The 24,300-nt window shown below is 59.8% G+C and carries 2 protein-coding genes; both read left to right on the top strand.

The window, feature by feature from the left end:
* The first annotated feature begins 121 nt into the window (after positions 1–121).
* The gene (locus GDV60_RS10640; RefSeq protein WP_159907086.1) at positions 122–12,451 is read left to right on the top strand and encodes a non-ribosomal peptide synthase/polyketide synthase; all 12,330 of its coding nucleotides are present in this window, start codon (positions 122–124) and stop codon (positions 12,449–12,451) included.
* Entirely contained in the window at positions 12,451–24,258 is an 11,808-nt protein-coding gene (locus GDV60_RS10635) for a non-ribosomal peptide synthetase (protein ID WP_159907084.1), read from the top strand. Before GDV60_RS10640 ends, GDV60_RS10635 begins: the two co-directional genes overlap by 1 nt.
* Positions 24,259–24,300: the final 42 nt, after the last annotated feature.

Genomic DNA, 24,300 nt, shown 5'->3' with positions numbered 1-24,300 from the left:
ACAAGCTCCAGCCACCACAAACCAGCTCCCTAGCCACAGGCCATTGCGCCTAAATCTCATCGATCGATCTTCGTCTTCCTGACACAGCTTATTTCCTCTGCCGACGGCGACGAGATCGATCATGAACCAATTGAACCAACTTCCCGACGACGACCTGCTGGCCCTGTTGCTGGCCGATGAAGCCGGCGCCGGGCAGTCCATCCAGAGCCTCGCCGGGCATGACCCGGTACCGCTGTCGTTCGCCCAGCAGCGCCTGTGGTTCCTGCAACAATTCGATCCCCAGAGCCATGCCTACAACCTGCCACGGGCGATTGCCCTCAAGGGCCCGGTGGACGCGCGCGCCCTGGAAGCGGCCCTGAATCGGGTGATCGATCGCCACGCCATCCTGCGCACGGCCTTTCGCGACACCGACGGCACACCCCTGCAAGTCATCGAACCCGGCGCGCGCCTGACCCTGCTGGAAGAGGACCTGAGCACCCTGGATAACCAGCAGCGCGACCTGCAACTGCAACAGCGCATCCGCCAGCACGCCACCCAACCTTTCGACCTGCGCCAGGCGCCGCTGATTCGCAGCACCCTGCTCAAACAGGCCGAGCAGGACTACGTGCTGCTGCTCAACATGCATCACATCGTCTCGGACGCATGGTCCAATCCGATCCTGATCCACGACCTGGCCAGCGCCCTGCGCGAACCGGGCCAGGCCCTGCCGCGCCCGGCCATCCAGTACGCCGACTACGCCCAGTGGCAGCGCCAGGACTACCCGCTGACGCCGCAACACAGCTTAGCTGCGCAGTATTGGAAAGCCTGCCTGGGCGACGAGATCCCCACCCTGGAGCTGCCCCGCGAGCGCCTGGAACAACACGCAGGCGCCGGCCATCATGGGCACGCGCTGCCCGCCCTGTTGAGCGAGCGCCTGCAGACTTTTTGCCAGCAACAGGGCCTGACACCCTTCGTGGTGCTCCTGGGTGCCTGGCAGCTGCTGCTGGGGCGCTACAGCGGCCAATTCGACTTCACCGTCGGCGTGCCCAACGCCACCCGCAACCAGGCGCAGATCCAGGACCTGGTGGGCTTTTTTGTCAGCAGCCAGGTGTATCGCGCGCGACTGGCGCCCGAACAAACCTGCAGCGCGTTCCTCCAGGACCTGCGCCAGCAATCCCTCGCTGCCCTGGAACATGCCGACTACCCCATCGAGCTGATCCTCGAAGACCTGCACCTGCAACGCAGCCCCCAGGCCAACCCGCTGTTCCAGACCCTGTTCAACTGGCGTGTCGGCGCCGTGCAGGAGGCGGCCCTGCACCTGGGCCCGCTGCAATTGAGTTTTATGGACAGCCACCCGCTGCAGGCCAAGTTCGACCTGTCGCTGGATGTGGAATACAGCCAGCAGCAGATCACTGCGCATTTTGAATACGACGCCGCTTGCTTCGCCCCGGCGACCATCGCCACCCTGGCCGGGCACTTCCAGAACCTGGTGCAGGCGATGCTCGAGCAGCCCCAGGCACGGATCGGCGAACTGCCGATGCTCAGCGCCGAGGAGCGTGGCCAGCAGTTGGCGCAGTGGAACGCCACGGCGGTCCATTACGCCAACGCCGCACCGGTGCATGTCTTGTTCGCGGACCAAGCCGAACGCCTGCCCCATGCCGTGGCCGTGGAGTTCGGCGAGCAGCAACTAACCCTGGACCAGCTCAACCGCCGCGCCAACCAACTGGCCCATAAGCTGCTGGAACTGGGCGTCGGCCCCAATACCTGCGTGGGCCTTGGCCTGGAACGCAGCCTGGAAATGGTGATCGCCCTGCTGGCCGTGCTCAAGGCCGGTGGCGCCTATGTCCCGCTGGACCCGGCCTACCCCGCCGACCGCCTGGCCTACATGATCAATGACAGCGGCATCGGCCTGCTGCTGACCCAAAGCAGCCTGGCATTGCCCGTCCCGGACCGCCTGCCGTCCCTGAGCCTGGACCAGGACAGCGACTGGCTGGAAGGTTATGACAGCGCCAACCCACCGGTCACGGTCAGCGCCGATCACCTGGCGTACATGATCTACACCTCCGGCTCCACCGGGCAGCCCAAGGGCGTGCAAGTGCGCCATGGCGCCCTGACCAATCATATGCTGTGGATGCAGGGCGAATTGGGCCTGAGCGCTGCGGACCGGGTCTTGCAAAAAACCGCCTTCAGCTTCGACGCCTCGGTGTGGGAATTCTGGCTGCCATTGCTCAACGGTGCGCAGCTGGTCCTAGCGTCCAGCGAACTGTCCGCAGACCTGTCGATGCTCTGGTCGCAAGTGGCCGCCCAGCGCATCAGCGTGTTGCAAATGGCCCCTTCGCTGCTGCAAGCCTTGCTCGCCGATGAACAGGGCGCGCAGATGCAATCCTTGCGTTTGCTGCTGCTCGGCGGCGAAGCCCTGGGCACCGCGTTGGTGACACAGTTGCGCGAGCGCTGGAACGGCCGCCTGTGCAACCTCTACGGCCCAACCGAAGCCACCATCGACACCACGTTGTTTGATGTCGACCGCCTGCCAGAGGGCGCCATCGCCCCTATCGGCCGCCCCATCGTCAACGTGCGCACCTACCTGCTCGATCACGACCTGCAGTTGTGCCCGGTGGGCACCCACGCCGAGCTGCTGATCGGCGGCGACTCCCTGGCGCAGGGCTACCACCAGCGCCCGGGCCTGACCGCCGAACGCTTTATTCCCGACCCGTTTGCCGGCAATGGCGCGCGCCTGTATCGCAGCGGCGACCTGACCCGCTACCGCGCCGATGGGGTCATCGACTACATCGGGCGCATCGACCATCAGGTCAAAATCCGCGGTTTGCGCATCGAACTGGGGGAAATTGAAGCGCAACTGCTGCAACACCAGACGGTGCGCGAAGCCGTGGTCATCGCCCACCCAGCCCCGGGCGGCGCGCAGTTGGTGGGCTATGTGGTGCCAACAGAACCGGCAACGGACATCACCCGCCAAGACGCCTTGCGCGACACCCTCAAGGCCCACCTCGGCGAACACCTGCCGGACTACATGGTCCCCGGCCACCTGCTGATCCTGGCGCAATTACCCCTGACTCCCAACGGCAAGCTCGACCGCAAGGCCCTGCCGGCCCCCGATGCCAACCAGGCCCTGCACGCCTACGTGGCCCCGCAAAACGAAGTGCAACAGCGCATCGCAGGCATCTGGCAAGACGTGCTCAAACTGGAAAAAATCGGCCTGAACGACAACTTCTTCGAACTGGGCGGCGACTCCATCATCTCCATCCAGGTCGTCAGCCGCGCGCGCCAGGCCGGCATCCACTTCACCCCCAAGGACCTGTTCCAACACCAGACCATCCAGGGCCTGGCCAGCGTGGCGAAAAACCAGGGCCAGGGCCTGGCGATCGACCAGGGCCCGGTCACGGGTTTGGCACCGCTGCTACCGATCCAACACCTGTTCTTCGACACCGACATCCCCGAGCGCCACCACTGGAACCAGTCCGTGCTGCTCAAACCCGCCACAACCCTGGACCCACACCTGCTGGAACAGGCCCTCAACGCCCTGATCCAACACCACGACGCCCTGCGCCTGCGCTTCACCCAGACCGACTCTGGCTGGAACGCTGAATACCGCCCGCAGACCGAGTCGGTGCTGTGGCAAACCCGCATCGACGACGCCACACAGTTGCAATCTTTGGGCGACGAAGCCCAACGCAGCCTCGACCTGCAACATGGGCCGCTACTGCGCGCGGTGCTGGTGGGTTTGAAGGACGGCAGCCAGCGGTTGCTGCTGGCCATTCACCACCTGGTGGTGGATGGGGTGTCGTGGCGGATTTTGTTTGATGATTTGCAGATGGCTTATCGGCAGGTGCAAGCGGGTCAAGGTTTCTCCTTACCGGAGAAAACCAGCGCCTATAAAGCCTGGGGCCAGCGGTTGCTGGACTACGGTCAAAGTACCGAACTACAAGGACAGATCGCCTATTGGCAACAACTGGCCGACGGCTGCGCCGAACTGCCGGTGATACGCGCTGACGCCAGCCTGAGGAAAGCAGACAGTCAGACCGTCAATACCCATCTCAATCAGGATCTGACCCGACGTCTGCTGCAAGATGCCCCGAGCGCCTACCGCACACAGATCAACGATCTGTTGCTCGCTGCACTGGCACGGGTCATCAGCCGCTGGACCGCCCAGCCACAGGTGCTGATCCAACTCGAAGGCCATGGCCGCGAAACCTTGTTCGACGACATCGACCTGACTCGCACCGTGGGCTGGTTTACCACGGTGTACCCGGTGCGCTTGACACCCCAGTCCGACCACGGCACCACGATCAAACAGATCAAGGAGCAATTGCGCAGCATCCCGAACAAGGGCCTGGACTTCGGTGTCCTGCGCTACCTGGGCAACCCCGAGACGCGGCAAGTGTTACAGGCGCTGCCAGTGCCGCGCATCACCTTCAATTACCTGGGCCAGTTCGACACCAGCTTCAACGCCAACGACGATGCCCTCTTTGCTCCAGCCCCTGAAAGCAGCGGTGCTGAACACAGCCCAGAGGCACCGCTGAGTAACTGGTTGACCCTCAACGGCCAGGTGTACGACGGCGAACTGAGCCTGGGTTGGACCTTTAGTGCGCAGATGTTCGAACCTGCACGCATGCAAGCCCTGGCCGATGACTACGCCGAGGAACTGGCACAACTGATCGAGCATTGCTGCGCTCCACATAACCGTGGTGTAACGCCTTCGGACTTCCCCCTCGCCCACCTCGACCAAGCGCAATTGGACGCGCTGCCAGTAACCGTCACACAGATCGACGACATCTACCCGCTGGCGCCGATGCAGCAGGGCATGCTGTTCCATTCGCTTTACGAGCAAAACGTGGGCGCCTACGTCAACCAGATGCGCCTGAACGTTACCGGCCTCGACCCGCAAGGCTTGCGTGACGCCTGGCAACAGGCGATGGACGCCCACGATATCCTGCGTACCTCGTTTGTCTGGCAAGGTGAGCTGCAACAACCGGTACAAGTGGTCCATAAGCAATTGACACTGCCCATGGTCTGCCACGACTGGCAGCAACGCGCAGACCTGCAACCGGCACTGGATAAACTGGCCCGGGAGCGTTTGCAACAGCGTTTCGACCTGGCTCGTGCGCCGCTATTGGACGTGCAGGTGATTCAGACCGGGGAAGCCCAGCATCATCTGATCTACACCGTACACCACATCCTGATGGACGGCTGGAGCAACTCCCAACTCATGGGCGAGATCCTCCAACGCTACGCCGGCCAGACCTTGCCGGCCAGAATGGGGCGCTACCGCGACTACATCGCCTGGCTGCAACGCCAGGACAGCAGCGCCAGCCAAACCTGGTGGGCAGCTCAACTGGCGACACTGCAAGAGCCCACCCGCCTTGCCAGCAGCCTGGTCAGCGTACCTACCACCGCCACCGGCCACGGTAACCATTACCAGCACTTCGGTATCGTCGAGACCCGTTACTTCAACGAGTTTGCCCGTCGTCAGAAAGTCACCCTCAACACTCTGCTGCAAGGCGCCTGGCTGCTCCTGTTGCATCACTACACTGGACAGGACAGCCTGTGCTTCGGCGCCACCGTCGCCGGGCGCCCGACAGAAATCGCCGGTATCGAGCAGCAAGTCGGACTGTTCATCAATACCCTGCCGGTGATTGCCACGGTCAACCCGCAAACCCGGGTCGATCAATGGCTACAGGCCGTGCAAACGCAGAACCTGTCGTTGCGCGAACACGAACATACCTCGCTGGCTGATATTCAACGCTGGGCCGGGCACAACGGCGAAGCGTTATTCGACACGCTGTTGGTGTTCGAAAACTACCCGATCGCCGACGCTCTTGAACAACAGGCCCCCAAAGGTCTGGAGTTTGGCCACGTCGACACCTACGAGCAGACCAACTACCCGCTGACTCTGGCCGTGAATGCCGGGGAAACCCTGTCACTGCACTACAGCTTTGCCCACGACGCCTTCAGCGAAGCCGTGATCGAACGGATGGCGCAGCACCTGCACAACTTGCTATTGCGCCTCACCGAACGGCCGGACCGAGCCATCGGCGAGCTGAACTTGCTGGACGACAGCGAACGCGCGCAGGTTGTGCATCGCTGGAACGATACCGCCAGGCACTACCCGCTGGAACGGCCGGTACAGGCGCTGATCGAACACCAGGTCGAGCAGACTCCCGACGCGCCGGCCCTGATATACGCAGATGTTCGTCTCAGCTACGCCCAACTCAACGCCCGGGCCAACCAACTGGCCCATCATCTGATCGCCCTGGGCGTAGGCCCGGACCGGCTGGTGGGGATTGCGCTCGAGCGCAGCGTGGAAATGGTCGTTGGCTTGCTCGCCATCCTCAAGGCGGGCGGGGCCTATGTGCCGCTGGATCCTGAGTATCCGACTGATCGCCTGGCCTACATGATCGACGACAGTGGTATCGACCTGCTGCTGACCCAACAATCGCTGCTCAGCACCCTGCCATTGCCAGCAACGCTCCATACCTTGTGCCTGGATACCCTGGCACTGGATGCCTTGCCGGACACCAACCCAGGTATTAGCGTGGCAGCGGAAAACCTCGCCTACGTGATCTACACCTCGGGTTCTACCGGCAAACCCAAAGGTGCCGGCAACCGCCACAGTGCCCTGACCAACCGACTGTGCTGGATGCAACAAGCCTATGGGTTGAGCGGCGGCGACACCGTGCTGCAAAAAACCCCGTTTAGCTTTGATGTATCGGTGTGGGAGTTTTTCTGGCCCTTGATGACCGGTGCCCGCCTTGCCGTGGCCGGTCCTGGGGATCATCGTGACCCGCAAAAACTGGTGCAATTGATCACCGAGCATCAGGTGACGACCCTGCATTTCGTACCGTCGATGCTGCAAGCCTTCCTGCAGGACGATAGCAGTGAGCGCTGCACCGGCCTGACCCGGATTATCTGCAGCGGCGAGGCCTTGCAGGTGGATACGCAACAACAGGTGTTCGCCCGCCTGCCGAGTGCCGGCCTATACAACTTGTATGGCCCCACTGAAGCTGCCATCGACGTCACGCACTGGACCTGCCGCGAGGAACAGGCTCACACCGTACCGATCGGTCAGCCCATCGCCAACCTCAGCACGTTTGTTCTCAACAGCGAGCTGGCCCCATTACCGGTGGGATTGGTGGGCGAGTTATACCTGGGCGGTGAAGGCTTGGCCCGTGGTTACCACCGCCGTGCGGGCATGACTGCCGAGCGCTTTGTTGCCAGCCCCTTTACCAAAGGCCAGCGCCTGTATCGCACCGGCGACCTGGCGCGGCAGCGAGCCGATGGCGTGATCGAGTACATCGGCCGTGTCGACCATCAGGTGAAGATTCGTGGTCTGCGCATTGAGCTGGGAGAAATCGAGGCACGCCTGCTGGAGCAGGACGAGGTTCGTGAGGCCGCCGTGCTGGCGGTGGACAGCGGTCGCGGCCTGCAACTGGTCGGCTACGTGGTACCAAGCGCCAACGCCAACGAAGCACTGCGCGACACCCTCAGGCACACCCTCAAGGAGCACCTGCCGGACTATATGGTCCCGGCACTCTGGGTGTTCCTCGATGCCCTGCCGCTGAGCCCCAACGGCAAGCTGGACCGCAACGCCCTGCCGGCACCAGATGCCAGCCAGGTGCAGGTCCGGTACGTTGCCCCGCAGAGCGAGTTGGAACAGCAAATCGCCAATATCTGGCAAGACGTGCTGAAGGTACAGAATGTCGGCCTGACCGATAACTTCTTCGAACTGGGTGGCGATTCGATCATCTCCATTCAGGTGGTCAGTCGAGCGCGGCAGGCCGGCATTCAGTTCAGCCCCAAGGAACTGTTCGAAGCCCAGACCGTGCAACAACTGGCCACTCTGGCCCGCACCGGCACGCCCGCGCAGGAAATCGATCAACAACCGCTCACCGGGCCGACACCGCTGCTGCCGGTACAGCAGGCATTTTTCCAGCGGGCGATTCCCGAGCGTCACCACTGGAATCAGGCGGTACTGCTATCTGCCCACGCACCATTGCAGGCCGATGCGCTTGAACAGGCGCTGCAGGCCCTCCTCCTCCATCATGACGGCTTGCGCCTGAGCTTCAGCGCACACACCGCAGGTTGGCAGGCCAACTATCGTTCAGTCGCGCAACAGCAGCAGGACTGGCAACAGGCTCCTGCCCTGCAACAAGCCAGCACCCACACCACCACGGAACTGGAAGAACTGTGCAACCAGGTCCAGGCCAGTCTCGATCTGAGCCAAGGCCCCTTGCTGCGGGCAGTACTGGTGACCCTGGCCGATAACAGCCAGCGCCTGCTCCTGGTAGCCCACCATTTGGTGATCGATGGCGTGTCGTGGCGCATCCTGTTGGAAGACTTGCAGACCGCTTACCAGCAAGCCTGCGCAGGGCAGATCATCAGCCTGCCGGTAAAAACCCACTCAAGCAAAACCTGGGCCGAGCATCTGCAACGCCATGCCACCCAGGGTAGCCTGGCGGGAGAGCTCGCTTACTGGCAGGCCCAGTTGAAAGATGCCCAGGGCACGCTGCCCGGTGCTCGTTGCGACGCCAGCCTGGAAAACCGTCATGGACATAGCGTCAATACCCGGCTGGACAAGGCCCTTACCCGGCAGTTGCTGCAAGAAGCTCCCGCCGCCTACCGCACCCAGATCAATGACCTGCTGCTGACGGCGCTGGCACGGGTGATCAGTCGCTGGACCCACCACCCACAGTGCTTGATCCAGCTTGAAGGCCATGGCCGTGAAGAGCTGTTCGAACCCGTGGACCTGACGCGCACCGTAGGCTGGTTCACCAGCCTGTTCCCGGTGGCGCTGGCGCCTGTTGCCGATGACCTGGGGGCGTCGATCAAGCAGATCAAGGAACAACTGCGGGCCATCCCCAACAAAGGAATCGGCTTTGGCGCCTTGCGCTATCTGGGGGACGCCCAGGCCCGCGAACGCTTGGCCGCCCTGCCTGAGCCGCGCGTTACCTTCAACTACCTGGGCCAGTTCGATGGCAGCTTCAGCGCCGATGAACAGGCGCTGTTCAGCCCGGCCGGCGAAGGTACTGGTGCCGAGCAAAGCCCCGAGGCGCCGCTGGGCAATTGGTTGACGCTCAACGGCCAGATTTACGCCGGCGAGTTGAGCCTGAACTGGCTGTTCAGCCGTGAGATGTTCGACGATGCCACCATCCAGCACCTGGCTGATGACTACGCTGCTGAGCTGCGCGCCCTCGTCGCCCATTGCATTGATCCGGCCCACCGCGGCCTGACGCCCTCGGATGTGCCTCTGGCGACAATTGGCCAGGCACAGCTGGATCGCTTGCCCGTACCTGCCGCGCAGATCGCTGACCTCTATCCGTTGTCGCCGATGCAGCAGGGTATGTTGTTTCATAGCTTGTATGAACAAGGGACCGGGACCGGGACCGGCAACTACATCAACCAACTGCGCGTGGATATCGATGGGCTCGACCCGCAACGCTTCCAGCAAGCCTGGCAAGCGGCGATGGATAACCACGACATCCTGCGCACCGGTTTTGTCTGGCAAGGGCTGGAGCACCCATTGCAATGGGTGCTCAAGCAAGCGCAGGTACCGTTCACCGTATACGCCTTGGGCAGCCACGATGCACCGCAACTCGACGCGCTGGCCCTGGCCGAATTGCAGCGGCCGTTCGAACTGGATCAAGCGCCGTTGTTGCGCCTGGTTCTGGTACAGACCGGCGCCGAGCGCTATCACCTGATCTACACCGTTCATCACATCCTGATGGACGGCTGGAGCAACTCTCAGCTCATAGGCCAGGTGTTGCAGCATTACAGCGGGCAAGTCGTAACCGCCAATACCGGGCGCTATCGCGACTACATTGCCTGGCTGCAACAGCAAGACAGCGCCGCTAGCCAGCGCTTCTGGCAAGAGCAGCTGCGCGACCTGGAGTCGCCGACCCTGCTCGGTCAAAGCGTGGCGCAAGTACCTGGAGAAGGCCATGGCGAATACCGCAAGGTCATTGACCCTGCCACTACCGAGCGCCTCAACACCTTTGCCCGCCAACAGAAAGTGACCACCAACACCCTGGTGCAAGCGGCGTGGCTACTCCTGTTGCAGCGTTACACCGGCCAAGCCACGGTGTGCTTCGGTGCCACCGTGGCCGGGCGCCCGGCACAGCTCAACGGCGTAGAGCAACAGATCGGTCTGTTCATCAACACCCTGCCCGTGGCGGCCAGCCCGCGCCCCGAGCAAAGCGTTGCGCATTGGCTGCAGCAGGTCCAGGCACAGAACCTGTCCTTGCGTGAGCACGAACACACACCCCTGTTCGAAACCCAACGCCAGGCAGGTGTGGGCGGCGAAAGCCTGTTCGACAACATCCTGGTGTTCGAAAACTACCCAATCTCCGAAGCGCTGGAGCAAGGCGCACCGCAGGGTCTGCGTTTTGGTCCGGTGCATAGCCACGAACAAACCAACTACCCATTGACCTTGAGTGTGGGCCTGGGCGCCAGCCTGACTCTGCAATACAGCTATGTGCGGGCGAATTTCAGCGATGCGCTGATCGAGCAGATCGCCCGCCACATGGATCAACTGTTGAACGGTTTGATGGACAACGCCGATCGCGCACTGGGCTCGTTGAACCTGCTGGACAAGGCCGAACAAACCCTGATCCTCAATACATGGAACAGTGCCCCACTGTCGGTTGCCGATGAACAGTGTATTCACCACCTGATCGACCGTCAGACCCAGGCAACCCCAGGGCAATTGGCGCTGATTGACGGTGATCAACACCTGAGCTATCAGCAACTGGACCAGCGCGCCAACCGCCTGGCCCACAAGCTGATTGAGCTGGGGGTAGGCCCGGAAGTGCGAGTCGGCGTGGCCATGCCACGTACCAGCGACCTGCTGGTAGCGTTGCTGGCGGTACTCAAGGCCGGCGGCACTTATGTGCCGCTGGACCCCGACTACCCGGCCGACCGCGTGGCCTACATGCTCGAAGACAGTCGCGCGCGCCTGCTGCTGGTTGGCCAACAGCTACCGGATGAATTGCGTGCCAACGCCACCACTCAAGTGCTGACCATCGAGCCCGGTGATGCCTGGCTGGCCGGTTACAGCGGGCAGCAGCCTGTCACTACGGTAACCCCCGAGAACCTGGCCTACGTGATCTACACCTCGGGTTCCACTGGCCTGCCCAAAGGCGTGGCCATTGCCCATCGCAACGTTTCAGCCCTGGTTCGCTGGTCTGCACAGGTGTACTCACGCGACGACCTGCAAGGGGTGCTGGCCTCGACCTCGATCTGTTTCGACCTGTCGGTGTGGGAGCTGTTCGTGACCCTGGCCTGCGGTGGCTCTATCGTCTTGGCGCGTAATGCGCTGGAACTGCCAGCCCTGCCAGCACGCGATCAGGTGCGCCTGATCAATACCGTGCCGTCGGCGATCAATGCCTTGCAGCGCGCCGGGCAAATCCCCGCCAGCGTGCGCATCATCAACCTCGCCGGTGAACCACTGAAGCAGGCACTGGTGGATACGCTCTACGCACAGACCAGCGTCGCCCACATCTACGACCTCTACGGCCCTTCAGAGGACACCACCTACTCCACCTGGACCCGCCGCGAAGTCGCAGGCTCGGCCAACATCGGCCGCCCGGTCGGCAATACCGCCAGCTATCTGCTCACCCAGGATCTGCAACCCGCTCCCCTAGGCGTTGCGGCCGAGCTGTATCTGGCCGGTGCCGGCATCACCCGGGGCTACCTGGGCCGTGCAGCGCTGACTGCTGAAAAGTTCGTGCCCAACCCGTTCTCAGGGAGTGGCGAGCGCCTCTACCGCACCAGCGACCTGACCCGCTACCGCCAGGATGGGGTGATTGAATACATCGGTCGCATCGACCACCAGGTGAAAATCCGCGGGTTCCGTATCGAGCTGGGCGAAATCGAAAGCCGCCTGCTGCAACACCCTGAGGTGCGCGAAGCCGTGGTACTGGCCCAGGAGCATCTGGACGGCCAGCAACTGGTGGCGTACGTCGTCACTCGGCAGTCGCTCCCAGACGCAGCATCCCAGGATCAACTGCGCACGCTGATCAAGGCCCGGCTCCAGGAAAACCTGCCGGCCTACATGGTTCCTGCGCACCTGCTGTTCCTCGATCAAATACCCCTAACGCCCAACGGCAAACTGGATCGCAAAGCCTTGCCAACGCCTGAGGTGGTCCAGTCGCAACGCGCCTTTGTCGCCCCCCAGACCCCGTTGCAACAACAGATGGCGGATATCTGGCAACAAGTCCTGGAACTGGAGCGCGTGGGCCTGGACGACAACTTCTTTGAACTGGGCGGGCATTCCCTGCTGGTCGTGCGCGTGGTCTCACGCGCCCAACTGGAACTGGGCATGCAACTGACCCCACAACAACTCTTTCAATTCCCCACCCTGGGCGCTTTCGTCAGTGAACTGCAAAGCAGCGGTGGGCAATTCGATACCGAAAAATTGAGCAAGCTCGAAGCGCTGCTTGACGATATGGAGCAACTGTAATGGACAAGAGCGTCGCCACCCGAATCGCCAAGCGTTTCATCACCCTGCCCCTGGACAAGCGCAAGCTGTACCTGGAAAAGATGCTGGCCGAAGGCGTCTCGTCCGCCAACCTGCCGATCCCCGAAGTGCGCAGCGAATTCGAGGTGATCCCGCTGTCGTTTGCCCAGGAGCGCCAATGGTTCCTCTGGCAACTGGACCCCACCAGCGCCGCCTACCACATCCCCACCGCCCTGCGCCTGCGCGGCGTGCTGGACGTGCCCGCACTGGAACACGCCTTCAACGCCCTGGTGGCGCGTCATGAAAGCCTGCGCACCACCTTCCAGCAAATCGATGAGCGCGCGGTGCAAGTCATTGCCCCTCACATGCCCCTCGCGGTGGAATTAGTCCGCCTAGACACCCACCTGAGTGAAAGCGAACAGCAGCAGCAGATCAAAGACTTCGTCGAACACGAAACCCAGCAACCCTTCGACCTGCACAACGGCCCACTGCTGCGAGTCAAGTTGCTACACCTGGCCAACGATGACCACGTACTGGTACTGACTCAACACCACATCGTCTCCGATGGCGCCTCCATGCAAGTCATGGTCAGCGAACTGGTGCAGGTTTACGGCGCCTTCGTCCGGGGACAGGACATCACCCTGGCGCCGCTGCAGATCCAGTACGCCGACTACGCCATCTGGCAACGACACTGGATGGAAGCGGGCGAGCGCGAGCGGCAACTGGCGTACTGGAACCAGCAGTTGGGCGGGGAACAGCCGGTACTGGAATTACCGACGGACTATCCGCGGCCGGCGGTGCAGAGTTTTCGTGGGGCACAGTGCTCATTTGAGCTGAGCGATGCACTGGGAACAGGCATCAAACAATTGGCTCAACAGCACAATGTCACTCCGTTCATGGTCCTACTGGCCTCGTTTCAGGCCTTGCTTCATCGTTACAGCCGACAAACGGACATCCGGGTGGGCGTGCCAACCGCCAATCGCAACCGCGTCGAGAGCGAGGGGCTGATCGGCTTTTTCGTCAATACCCAGGTGCTCAAGGCGGACATCTCACCCCTCGGCCCCTTCAGCGAATTGCTCGCCCAAGTCAAACAAACATCCCTTGACGCCCAGGCTTACCAGGAGTTGCCCTTCGAACAACTCGTCGAAGCACTCCATCCAGAGCGCAGCCTGAGCCATAGCCCGCTGTTTCAGGTGATGTTCAACCATCAGAAGGCTAGCGTCACCGATCATGATGAGCGCAGCCGTCAACTTTCCGGTTTGATGATGGAAGGACTGAGCTGGGAAAACCCGACCGCACAATTTGACCTGACCTTGACTGCGCTAGAAACCCCACAAGGGTTCTGCGGGTCCTTCACCTACGCCACCGACTTATTCCAACCCGCCACTATCGAACGCATGAGCCGCCACTGGCAATGCCTGCTGACGGCGGTCGTGGCCAACCCCCTGCAATCTGTCGCTCAGCTGCCAATGCTCGACACTGCAGAACAGCAGCTAATACTTGAGAAATGGAACAGAAGTTCCGTCGACTACCCCCGCGAACTGCGGGTTCACCAGCTAATCGAAAACCAGGCCAAACTCTCACCCAACTCCAGTGCATTGGTATTCGCAGAGCAACGACTGACCTACCAACAGCTCAACAGCCGCGCCAACCGCCTGGCAGGCAGGTTGATCGAACTGGGTGTCGGGCCAGACGTACTGGTAGGCATCGCCGTCGAGCGCAGCGTGGAGATGATTATCGGGTTGCTGGCTGTGCTTAAGGCCGGCGGCGCATATGTGCCACTTGATCCTAGCTATCCCGAAGACCGCCTGGCTTACATGATGCAGGACAGTGGGATCGCCTTGCTGCTGACCCAGAGTTTCGTGCTACCCCGGATGCCTGTTCCCAATGGTGTTCAGGCGTTGAATCTGGATCAGGCACAAAACTGGCTGGAAAATTATCCCGACGTCAATCCACGACAACCCCTCTTTGCGGAGCATTTGGCTTACGTAATCTACACCTCTGGTTCGACGGGCAAGCCAAAAGGCGTGATGGTGTCCCACGGAGCCTTGAGCAATTTCGTCACCAGCATGTCGCGATTACCCGGGGTTTCCAGTCAAGACCGAGTCTTGTCGCTGACAACATTCTCGTTTGATATTTTTGGCCTGGAAATCTATGTGCCGCTCTCCGTTGGCGCCCTCGTGACGTTGACCGGCCAGGCGATCAATCAAGACCCTGACTCGTTGCTCAAGCTGGTGCACGAAGAAGAGATAACGGTTCTGCAAGCCACCCCCTCTACATGGCGAATGCTGCTCGACAGCCCCGACAGTCTGGTGCTGCAGGGCTGCAAGCTGTTCTGCGGGGGCGAAGCGCTGCCTGAAGAACTCGCGCAACGTATGCTCGTGTTGTCGGATCAGGTATGGAACCTCTACGGCCCCACGGAAACAACCATCTGGTCCGCTCTCCACGCTCTGGATCGAACACATACCCAACCTTACCTCGGCCGTCCAATTGCAAATACCGCACTGTTTTTGCTGGATGATGACCTGTGTGCAGTACCTATAGGCGTAGGCGCCGAGCTGTTGATCGGCGGAGAAGGCCTGGCTCGCGGCTACTTCCAGCGACCGGCGCTGACTGCAGAACGCTTCGTGCCTAATCCATTTGGGGCTCCGGGAGCACGTCTGTATCGCACTGGGGACCTGGCCCGATACCGTAACGACGGTGTAGTTGAATACATCAGCCGCCTCGATCATCAGGTGAAAATTCGCGGCTTTCGAATTGAATTGGGTGAGATCGAAGCGAGATTACTTGAGCATCCAGAGGTACGCGAAGCCACTGTACTAGCACAAGAAGGTCCGGGGGGGACACAACTGGTAGCGTACCTCGTCCCCCATTCACTACGGGTTGAAAGTGAACTGCGTCAAATCCTCAAGCTGCATCTCAAACAGAGCCTGGCGGACTATATGGTCCCGCCTCACTGGATGTTCTTACCCGCACTGCCACTGACTCCCAACGGCAAGCTTGATCGCAAAGCCCTGCCTCACCCGGATGCCGATCAACTGCGCAAAACCTACATTGCGCCGCAAAATGATATCGAGCGCACGGTGGCCAATATCTGGGCAGAAGTGCTGAAGATCGATCAGGTCGGTATGACGGATGACTTCTTCGAACTAGGCGGACACTCATTACTTGCGACTCAGGTGATATCGCGGGTCCGGCAGGCTCTCAAGTGCGATGTCGCCCTGAAAAGTCTGTTTGAACACAGTGAGCTGCAGGCGTTCGTGCAAGCGTTTAAGACATCGTCTAGTGTGCATGTCCCGCTGGTAGCACAAGAACGCAGTACCTCCCTGCCATTGTCATATGCTCAGGAACGTCAGTGGTTCCTTTGGCAACTGGCCCCTGATAGTGCTGCCTACCATATTCCGGCAGCCCTGCGCCTCAAAGGTGATCTCGACGTCCCAGCTCTGGAGCGTAGTTTCAGCTCGCTAATCGAACGTCATGAAACCTTGCGCACCCGTTTTCTCCTTGAAGGCGAACAGGCCGTCCAAGTCATCGCTCAGGCGACACCTTTGAGCATAACCCTGGACACGCTGGCACCCACCGATGAGCTAGAACAAGCGATCAAGAAGTATGTTGAAACACAGACTGAAAAATTGTTTGACCTACAATCAGGTCCTCTCCTGCGAGTGAAACTGCTGCAACTAGCTACGGACGACCACGTGCTGGTTATCGTTCAACACCACATCGTTTCCGATGCCTGGTCTATACAAGTCATGGTGCGGGAGCTGATTGAGCTATACACCGGCCAGATTCAGGGTCTGAATGTTGCGTTGCCGGCATTGCCAGTGCAGTACGCCGACTACGCGATCTGGCAGCGCCAGTGGATGGATGCTGGTGAACGCGAGCGTCAACTCGCATATTGGTCACAACAACTGGGAGGCGAACAAACACTGCTGGAACTGCCTCTAGACAGTCCACGCCCGCTCGAACAGAGCTTTCGTGGCGCGAAGGTGGAGTTCTCCTTATCCGACTCACTGAGTCTGTCGCTCAAACAGCTCGCCCAGCAATTAAACGTGACACCGTTCATGCTGCTGTTAGCCTCGTTCCAGGCGCTGCTGCATCGCTATAGCCGACAAACCGAGATATGTGTCGGAGTGCCTATCGCCAACCGCAATCGCCTGGAAACTGAAGGGCTCATCGGTTTCTTCGTCAACACTCAAGTACTTAAAGCCAATGTGAATGGTCAATTACCATTCAGTGAGTTTTTGCAACAGGTCAAGCACACGGCATTGCAGGCACAAGCGCATCAGGACCTGCCTTTCGAGCACTTGGTCGAGGCGCTACGCCCGGAACGCACCCTGAGTCACAGCCCATTATTCCAGGTGTTGTTCAATCATCAGAACAGCGGACAACCATCCAAGGAACACCTGACGAAACTCTCCGTTGAGAGCCTGAAATGGGAGACCCGGACTGCACAGTTTGATCTGACCCTCAGTACCTTCGAGTCAGTTAATGGTTTTTCCGCTGCCCTGACTTACGCCACCGACCTGTTTGAGCGGGCAACCATCGAACGTATGGTCAAACACTGGCAAACGTTGTTGCAGAGTATTATCAAATCGCCCCAACAGCGTATCGCTGAGTTGGCACTACACAGTGCTGACGAGTTGCAGCAGACGCTTGAAGAATGGAACCCTCGTGTCACGCAATATCCTGAGACTGGTTGTCTGCATCAGCTCATCGAAGGTCATGCCACACGTGCGCCGCACGCCATAGCACTGACGCTGGGCACACGCCAATTAACCTACGAACAACTCAACACACGCGCGAATCAGTTGGCCCATCAACTGATCGAGCAGGGTGTAGGTCCCGAAGTGATGGTGGGACTGGCTAGTGAAAGAAGCCTGGAGATGGTCATCGGTTTGCTGGCGATTCTCAAGGCAGGCGGTGCCTATGTGCCTCTAGATCCAGCCTATCCGAATGATCGACTCGCTTACATGATCCAAGATAGTGGCCTGGCACTAGTACTTATGCAGGCCTCCCTGATTGAACAGCTACCGGTGCCGTCCAATGTACGCATCCTTCTGCTGGAGTCCGACAAGCAAAATCACTACAGCGTGGAGAACCCACGGGTCCCGGTAGAGGCAGAGAGTCTCGCCTACGTCATCTACACCTCGGGGTCGACTGGTCACCCAAAGGGCGCTCTGCTTGCCCATCAGAATGTTCTGCGACTCTTCAGCGCCTGCGAGAAAGAGTTTTCCTTCGACGCCCAGGATGTTTGGAGCCTTTTTCACTCCTACGCCTTCGATTTTTCGGTGTGGGAGATTTTTGGTGCTCTATTGTACGGAGGCCGGCTGGTTATCGTGCCCCATGAAGTCAGCCGCTCACCGGAAGACTTCTACACATTGTTGTGCGAACAGCAGGTGAGCGTACTTAACCAGACACCTTCGGCGTTCAAGCAACTCATGCACAGTGTCTGTGCAACGCCGCACTCAGACAAAAAGCTGGCACTACGCTACGTCATATTTGGTGGTGAGGCGTTGGAGATTCAGAGCCTACGCCCTTGGTTCGAACTGTTCGGCGATAGCTCACCGCAATTGATCAACATGTATGGCATTACCGAAACCACGGTACACGTGACCTACCGACCGCTCAGCCTGGCCGACCTATCGAGCGACGCCACCAGCCCCATCGGGCGGCCACTGAATGATTTATCATGGTATTTGCTGGACGCCGACCTCAATCCTGTAGCCCAAGGGTGCGTCGGAGAGCTATATGTAGGCGGCGCAGGTTTGGCACGTGGTTACCTCAACCGAACAGACCTGAGCGCAACCCGTTTTATCGCCGACCCATTTTCCCGCAGCGGTGCGCGCCTCTACCGCACCGGAGATCTGGCCCGATACCGAACGGACGGGGTAATCGAATATATCGGGCGCATTGACCATCAGGTAAAGATTCGCGGGTTCCGTATTGAGCTTGGAGAAATCGAAGCCGTTCTGTCGAATCTGGAGGCCGTGCGCCAAGTCGTCGTCTTGGCGCAAAAGGGCCAAAGCGGACAGGCGCAGCTCGTTGCCTATATCGTCCCAGACCAAATCACAACCCAAGACAGCATGCGCGAAACTATCAAGGCGCATCTGAAAGAGCACCTGCCCGATTACATGGTGCCAAGCCACCTGCTGTTCCTGCCACACTTGCCGCTGACGGCCAACGGTAAACTCGACCGTAACGCCCTGCCCTCACCAGATACCGGCCTGCTGCAACAAACCTACATCGCACCTCAAAGCGAGATGGAGCAACGCATCGCTGCCATTTGGCAGGATGTCCTCAAGCTCGAAAAGATCGGCATGAACGATAACTTCTTCGAGCTGGGCGGAGACTCGATCATTTCCATTCAGGTAGTCAGTCGTGCCCGTCAGGCAGGAATTGGTTTTACCCCAAAAGAACTGTTCCAGCATCAGACCATCGAGGGCTTGGCTAGGGTAGCAAAGGCTGGCACACAGGCTGTATCAGTCGACCAAGGAGCCGTCAGCGGAACAGCACTACTGTTACCAATTCAACATATGTTCTTCGAGACTGAGATACCAGAGCGACATCATTGGAACCAGTCCGTGCTGCTAAAACCGAGCACAATGCTTCAGGCTGGTTTACTGGAGCGCGCCTTGCACGCTCTGATCCAGCATCACGATGCATTGCGACTGATCTTCCGGGAAAGCGACCACGGCTGGCAGGCAAGTTTCCAAGCCAGTGGCGAAGTTCCGGCCGTCGTTCAACAGATTACCGCCCACGATAGCGATGAGATTGCTCGGCTGTGCACCGACGCGCAGCGTAGCCTGGACCTGGCCAATGGTCCTATGCTGCGCGCGCTTTTAATTAATCTGGACGATGGCGGTCAACGTTTGCTGTTGGCAGTTCATCACTTAGTGATCGACGGTGTTTCCTGGCGCATCCTGTTCGAGGATCTGCAAACCATCTACCAACAATTGCAAGCCGCACAACCACTGACATTGCCCAAAAAAACCAGCTCGGTGCAAACCTGGAGCGAGCGACTAAGCAATCATGCCCATAGCGATGCCTTGCGTCAGCAACTGTCCTACTGGCAGGAACAATTGCGTGATGCCTTCGTTGCCCTACCCTGCGATGATAGTGCCGGTAGCCTGGAGCGTTCTCATGGCCGTGGTGTACAAACGCGATTGGACGCTCGACTCACCCGTCAATTGCTGCAAGATGCCCCGGCTGCATATCGGACTCAGATCAATGATCTGTTACTTACAGCGCTGGCCCGCGTCATTGCACGATGGACCGCGCGTCCCGACTGCGTGATCCAACTCGAAGGCCATGGTCGTGAAGATCTGTTTGATGATGTCGACCTGACCCGTACTGTCGGTTGGTTCACCAGTGTTTTCCCGGTAAAACTCTCTACGACCAGCGATTTGGGAGAGTCCATTACCCATGTCAAAGAACAGTTACGCCGCATTCCTGACAAGGGTATTGGCTACGCCACACTACGTTATCTGGGCGATGACCATGCACGCCAAACACTGAGCGCACTGCCCGTTCCGCGACTCACCTTCAACTACTTGGGTCAGTTCGACAGCAGCTTTGACCATGCTAAAGACGCGCTTTTCTCACCCTGCGACGACAGCGCTGGCGCCGAACGCAGTCCGCAGGCCCCGCTGGACAACTGGTTGAGCATCAACGGCCAAGTGTATGGCGGTGAATTAAGTCTTAACTGGGGCTTTAGCGCCCAGATGTTCAAGGAAAGCACTATCCAGCACCTGGCGGATGAATACGCTAGCGAACTTAAAGCCCTCATTGAGCACTGCTGCGATGGCCACTATTCGGGCGTGACACCATCAGACTTCGCACTCGCCGCGCTCAGTCAGCAGCACCTGAATACGCTTCCTGTAGCCTCGCAAGACGTCGAGGACATCTATCCGCTCTCTCCTATGCAACAGGGGATTTTGTTCCATACGCAAGAGTCTGCGCAGGTTGCGCTCTACATCAACCAGATGTCGGTACCCGTTGAAGGCCTGGACAGTAGCCGTTTCATCAGCGCCTGGAACAGCGTAATCCAGCACCATGAGATCCTGCGAACGGGTTTCTGGTCCTCCAGCGATCTGGCTGAACCGCTGCAAATTGTCTACCGCAAGGCCCGATTGCCCGTTCAGATCATTGATTGGCAGAATCGAGCCGTCACGCCGCAAGACCTTGAACAGTTAGCCAGGGATGACCTAGGCAAAGGCTTTGATTTATTACACGCACCGCTGGTCAGGCTGACATTGATCAAGCTCGGTGAGCAGCGAATGCATCTTATCTGGACCAGCCATCATATTCTGATGGACGGCTGGAGTAGTTCGCGACTGCTGGGTGAAGTGTTCCAAATCTACAATGGCCAAACTCCAGCGGCTAAGCGAGGCAGTTACCGCGATTACATCCAGTGGCTGAGAAATCAGTCCCTGATTGATCTGGAAACTTTCTGGAGAGGCAAGCTGGAAGGGTTCAGTGGTTCGACGAATCTGGCAAACAGCATCGTCCCGCGTGCGCCATCAGATCTCCAAGGTCATGCGGCGCTATACATGATTTGGAATGCGGATCGAACCCAGTATCTGCGTGAGTGCGCGCAGCGCCTGCGCGTTACGCCCAACACGCTGATCCAGGCTACGTGGCTGATGCTCTTGCAGCGCTATACCGGGCAAGCCACCGTCTGTTTTGGCGCCACCGTCGCCGGTAGGCCAGCAAGTCTGCCCGGCGCTGATGAAATGCTCGGGCTGTTCATCAACACCCTTCCCATCATTCAAACTCCAAACCCACAAGCCTCTGCGCGACAGTGGCTACAAGCATTGCAAAACTACAACTTGGAAATACGCGACCACGAACACGCCTCTCTCGCCGACGTTCAGCGCTGGTCGGGTCAGGGTGGAACGCCACTCTTCGACAGCATTGTCGTGTTCGAGAACTATCCGGTGGATGAACGCCTGCAAGAGGCAGAGCACAACCAGTTACGTTTCGGCGAAATCAGCACCCGCGACGTCACTAACTTTGCAATGGACCTGGCCATCAACCTCGGCAATACGCTGACCATCGAGTTCCTGTACCTGCGCAACCGCTTCACCCCAGAAGCGACCGAGCAAATCCGCACAAGCTTCGAAACCTTGCTGTGCGCCATGCTCGACAACCCCGACGCAACCCTCGGCAGCCTGGCCATGCTCAGCAACAACGAGCAGCAACGCCTCAACCAACGCAACATACTGGCCCCTTTGCAGGAAACGGCGCCGTTGCTGGCCGAGGTCATCCGAAGCCACGCAGCAGCCACACCAGGCGCCGTCGCAGTGGTATGTGCCGACGCTCAGTTGACCTATGGAGAACTGGAGTCCCGCGCCAACCGCCTGGCCCATTACCTGATTGCCCAGGGAATAGGTCCGGAAAGTTTTGTCGGGATTGCCTTGGAGCGCTCGGTTGACGTCATCGTCGCGTTCTACGCGGTCATGAAAACCGGAGGCGCTTATGTGCCGCTGGACATCGACTATCCCCAGGAACGCGTGCAGTGGATCGTCGAAGACTCGGCCATGAGTTTGTTGATCACCCACGAGAGTTTGCATTCGCGCTTCAATCAACCATGGGCTCCGGCACTGATCGCGCTCGACGGCCTGAGCCTGGACAGTCAGCCCGACCACTGCCCTGCCAGCGCCGTACTGGATGACAACCTTGCCTACCTGATCTACACCTCAGGTTCCACCGGCAAGCCCAAAGGCGTGGCGGTCAGCCATGGGCAGATCCGCATGCATTGCCAGGCCATTGCCCGGCGCTACGACATGGACGCCAACACCCGCGAGTTACTGTTTATGTCGTTTGCCTTCGACGGTGCCCAGGAGCGTTGGCTCTCGACGTTGGCCAGCGGCGCTCGCCTGGTGGTGCGCGACAATCGCCTGTGGACCGCAGAAGAAACCTGGCACGCGCTGCACCAGCATGCCATCAGCATCGCTTGCTTCCCGCCAGCCTATCTGCAGCAACTCGCAGAGTTCGCCCAGACTCAGGAGCAGGCGCCGCCACCGGTACGCATCTACTGCTTTGGCGGTGATGCGGTGGCCGACGCCAACTTCGAACTGGTCAAGCGTGCCCTCAAGCCGCAGTACTTGACTAACGGTTACGGTCCGACTGAAACCGTGGTGACCCCACTGCTGTGGAAAGTCCCGGTAGACGCCGTGTGTGGCGCGGTTTATGCGCCGATCGGCGAGCGTGTCGGAGAACGTACTCTCTATGTGCTGGACGATGCCCTCAATGCCGTGCCGGATGGAGTGGCCGGTGAGTTGTATATCGGCGGCGAAGGTGTGGCGCGCGGCTATCACCAGCGCCCGGGATTGAGCGCAGAGCGTTTTGTCGCTGACCCCTTCTCCACTACCGGCGCACGCCTGTACCGCACCGGCGACTTGGTGCGCCAACGAGCCGACGGAGTGATTGATTACCTGGGGCGCCTGGATAATCAGGTGAAGATCCGAGGATTCCGTATTGAACTGGGAGAAATCGAAGCACGTTTACGCGACCTCTCAGGCGTTCAGGATGCTGTGGTGGTTGCCCGGGAAACTGCCGGAGGCAAACAGCTGATCGGTTATGTGGTCGCCAGCGAAGTCGCCGGCCTCGGTGAGCGCCTGCGTGGCGAACTGCAACAGGATCTGCCGGACTATATGGTGCCGGTGCAAATCCTCGTGCTAGAGAGCTTCCCGCTCAACCCGAACGGCAAGCTGGATCGCCAGGCCCTGCCCGACCCGGACTTCAAGGGACGCGAATTCATCGCCCCGCGCAACGCACTGGAAAAAGCCTTGGCAGTGATCTGGCAAGAGGTGTTGGAGGTAGAGCAAGTCGGGGTCACCGACAACTTCTTCGAACTGGGCGGCGACTCGCTTCGGGTGCTTAAAGTGCTGTCCAAAGTACGCAGTCAACCGGAGCTGGGGCTGAGCCTCAAGCTGCGCGACATGATGGGCAAACCGACCATTGCCGAACTGTCGGGCTACGCTGCGGGCGAACAGAACCTGGACCCACTGTTGCTGCTCAACAATCGGGTGGCCAATGCCGCGCCGCTGTTCTGCCTGCACGCCGGTTTCGGCACGGTGTTCGACTACGAGCCATTGGCCCGGCGCCTGGACGGCCAGCGCAGTGTCTATGGCCTGCAATGCCGGATGCTGCTGGACCGCGATTGGGAGGATGAATCCTTGCAGGCCATGGCCATCGACTATGCACAGTACATCCGGCAGAAACAGGCCGATGGTCCGTACCACCTGCTGGGCTGGTCCCTCGGTGGTCCATTGGCGTTGCTGGTGGCGCAGGAGCTGGAAAGCCAGGGCCAGGTCGTGGAGTTTGTGGGGTTGGTCGATGCCTTCACCCCGACCAAGGGCCAAGCGCAGCCTGAACACGACTGGAGCGATGACTTACGCGGTTTCCTCGCGGTCATCTTCGATGTGGCTGGCGAGCGTTTGCCGGCGATTGAAATTCCAGCGGGCAGCGACATTGCACGCTTGGAACAGTTGATCGCATCGGTGCAGAGCAATGTCGCTGGCGACTCGGCATACAGCAGCATCAGCACCGAAGAATTGGCCCACACGTTTATCGTGGCGATGAAACTCAAGGCGTTGTCCGAACAATTGCAGGTACTACCAGATACCGGCTGCCGTCCTCATTGCTGGTGGGCCAGCACGCCGCAAGCGGACTTCATCAGCCCGGTGCCTGGTGCTCAGAGCGACGAACTGATTACCGCCGGTCACTACGACATCCTGAAAAACCCGGACTGGCTCCATGACCTCCTGCAACAATTGCCGCAAAACGAAGCCGTGACCAACTGAACCCAACGCCGCCCCTGCACAGGGGCGGCACTGTATTGAATC

The organism is Pseudomonas sp. DTU12.1, from assembly GCF_009873475.1.
GTDB lineage: Bacteria > Pseudomonadota > Gammaproteobacteria > Pseudomonadales > Pseudomonadaceae > Aquipseudomonas > Aquipseudomonas proteolytica.
This window is presented reverse-complemented; position numbering and strand designations above follow the sequence as displayed.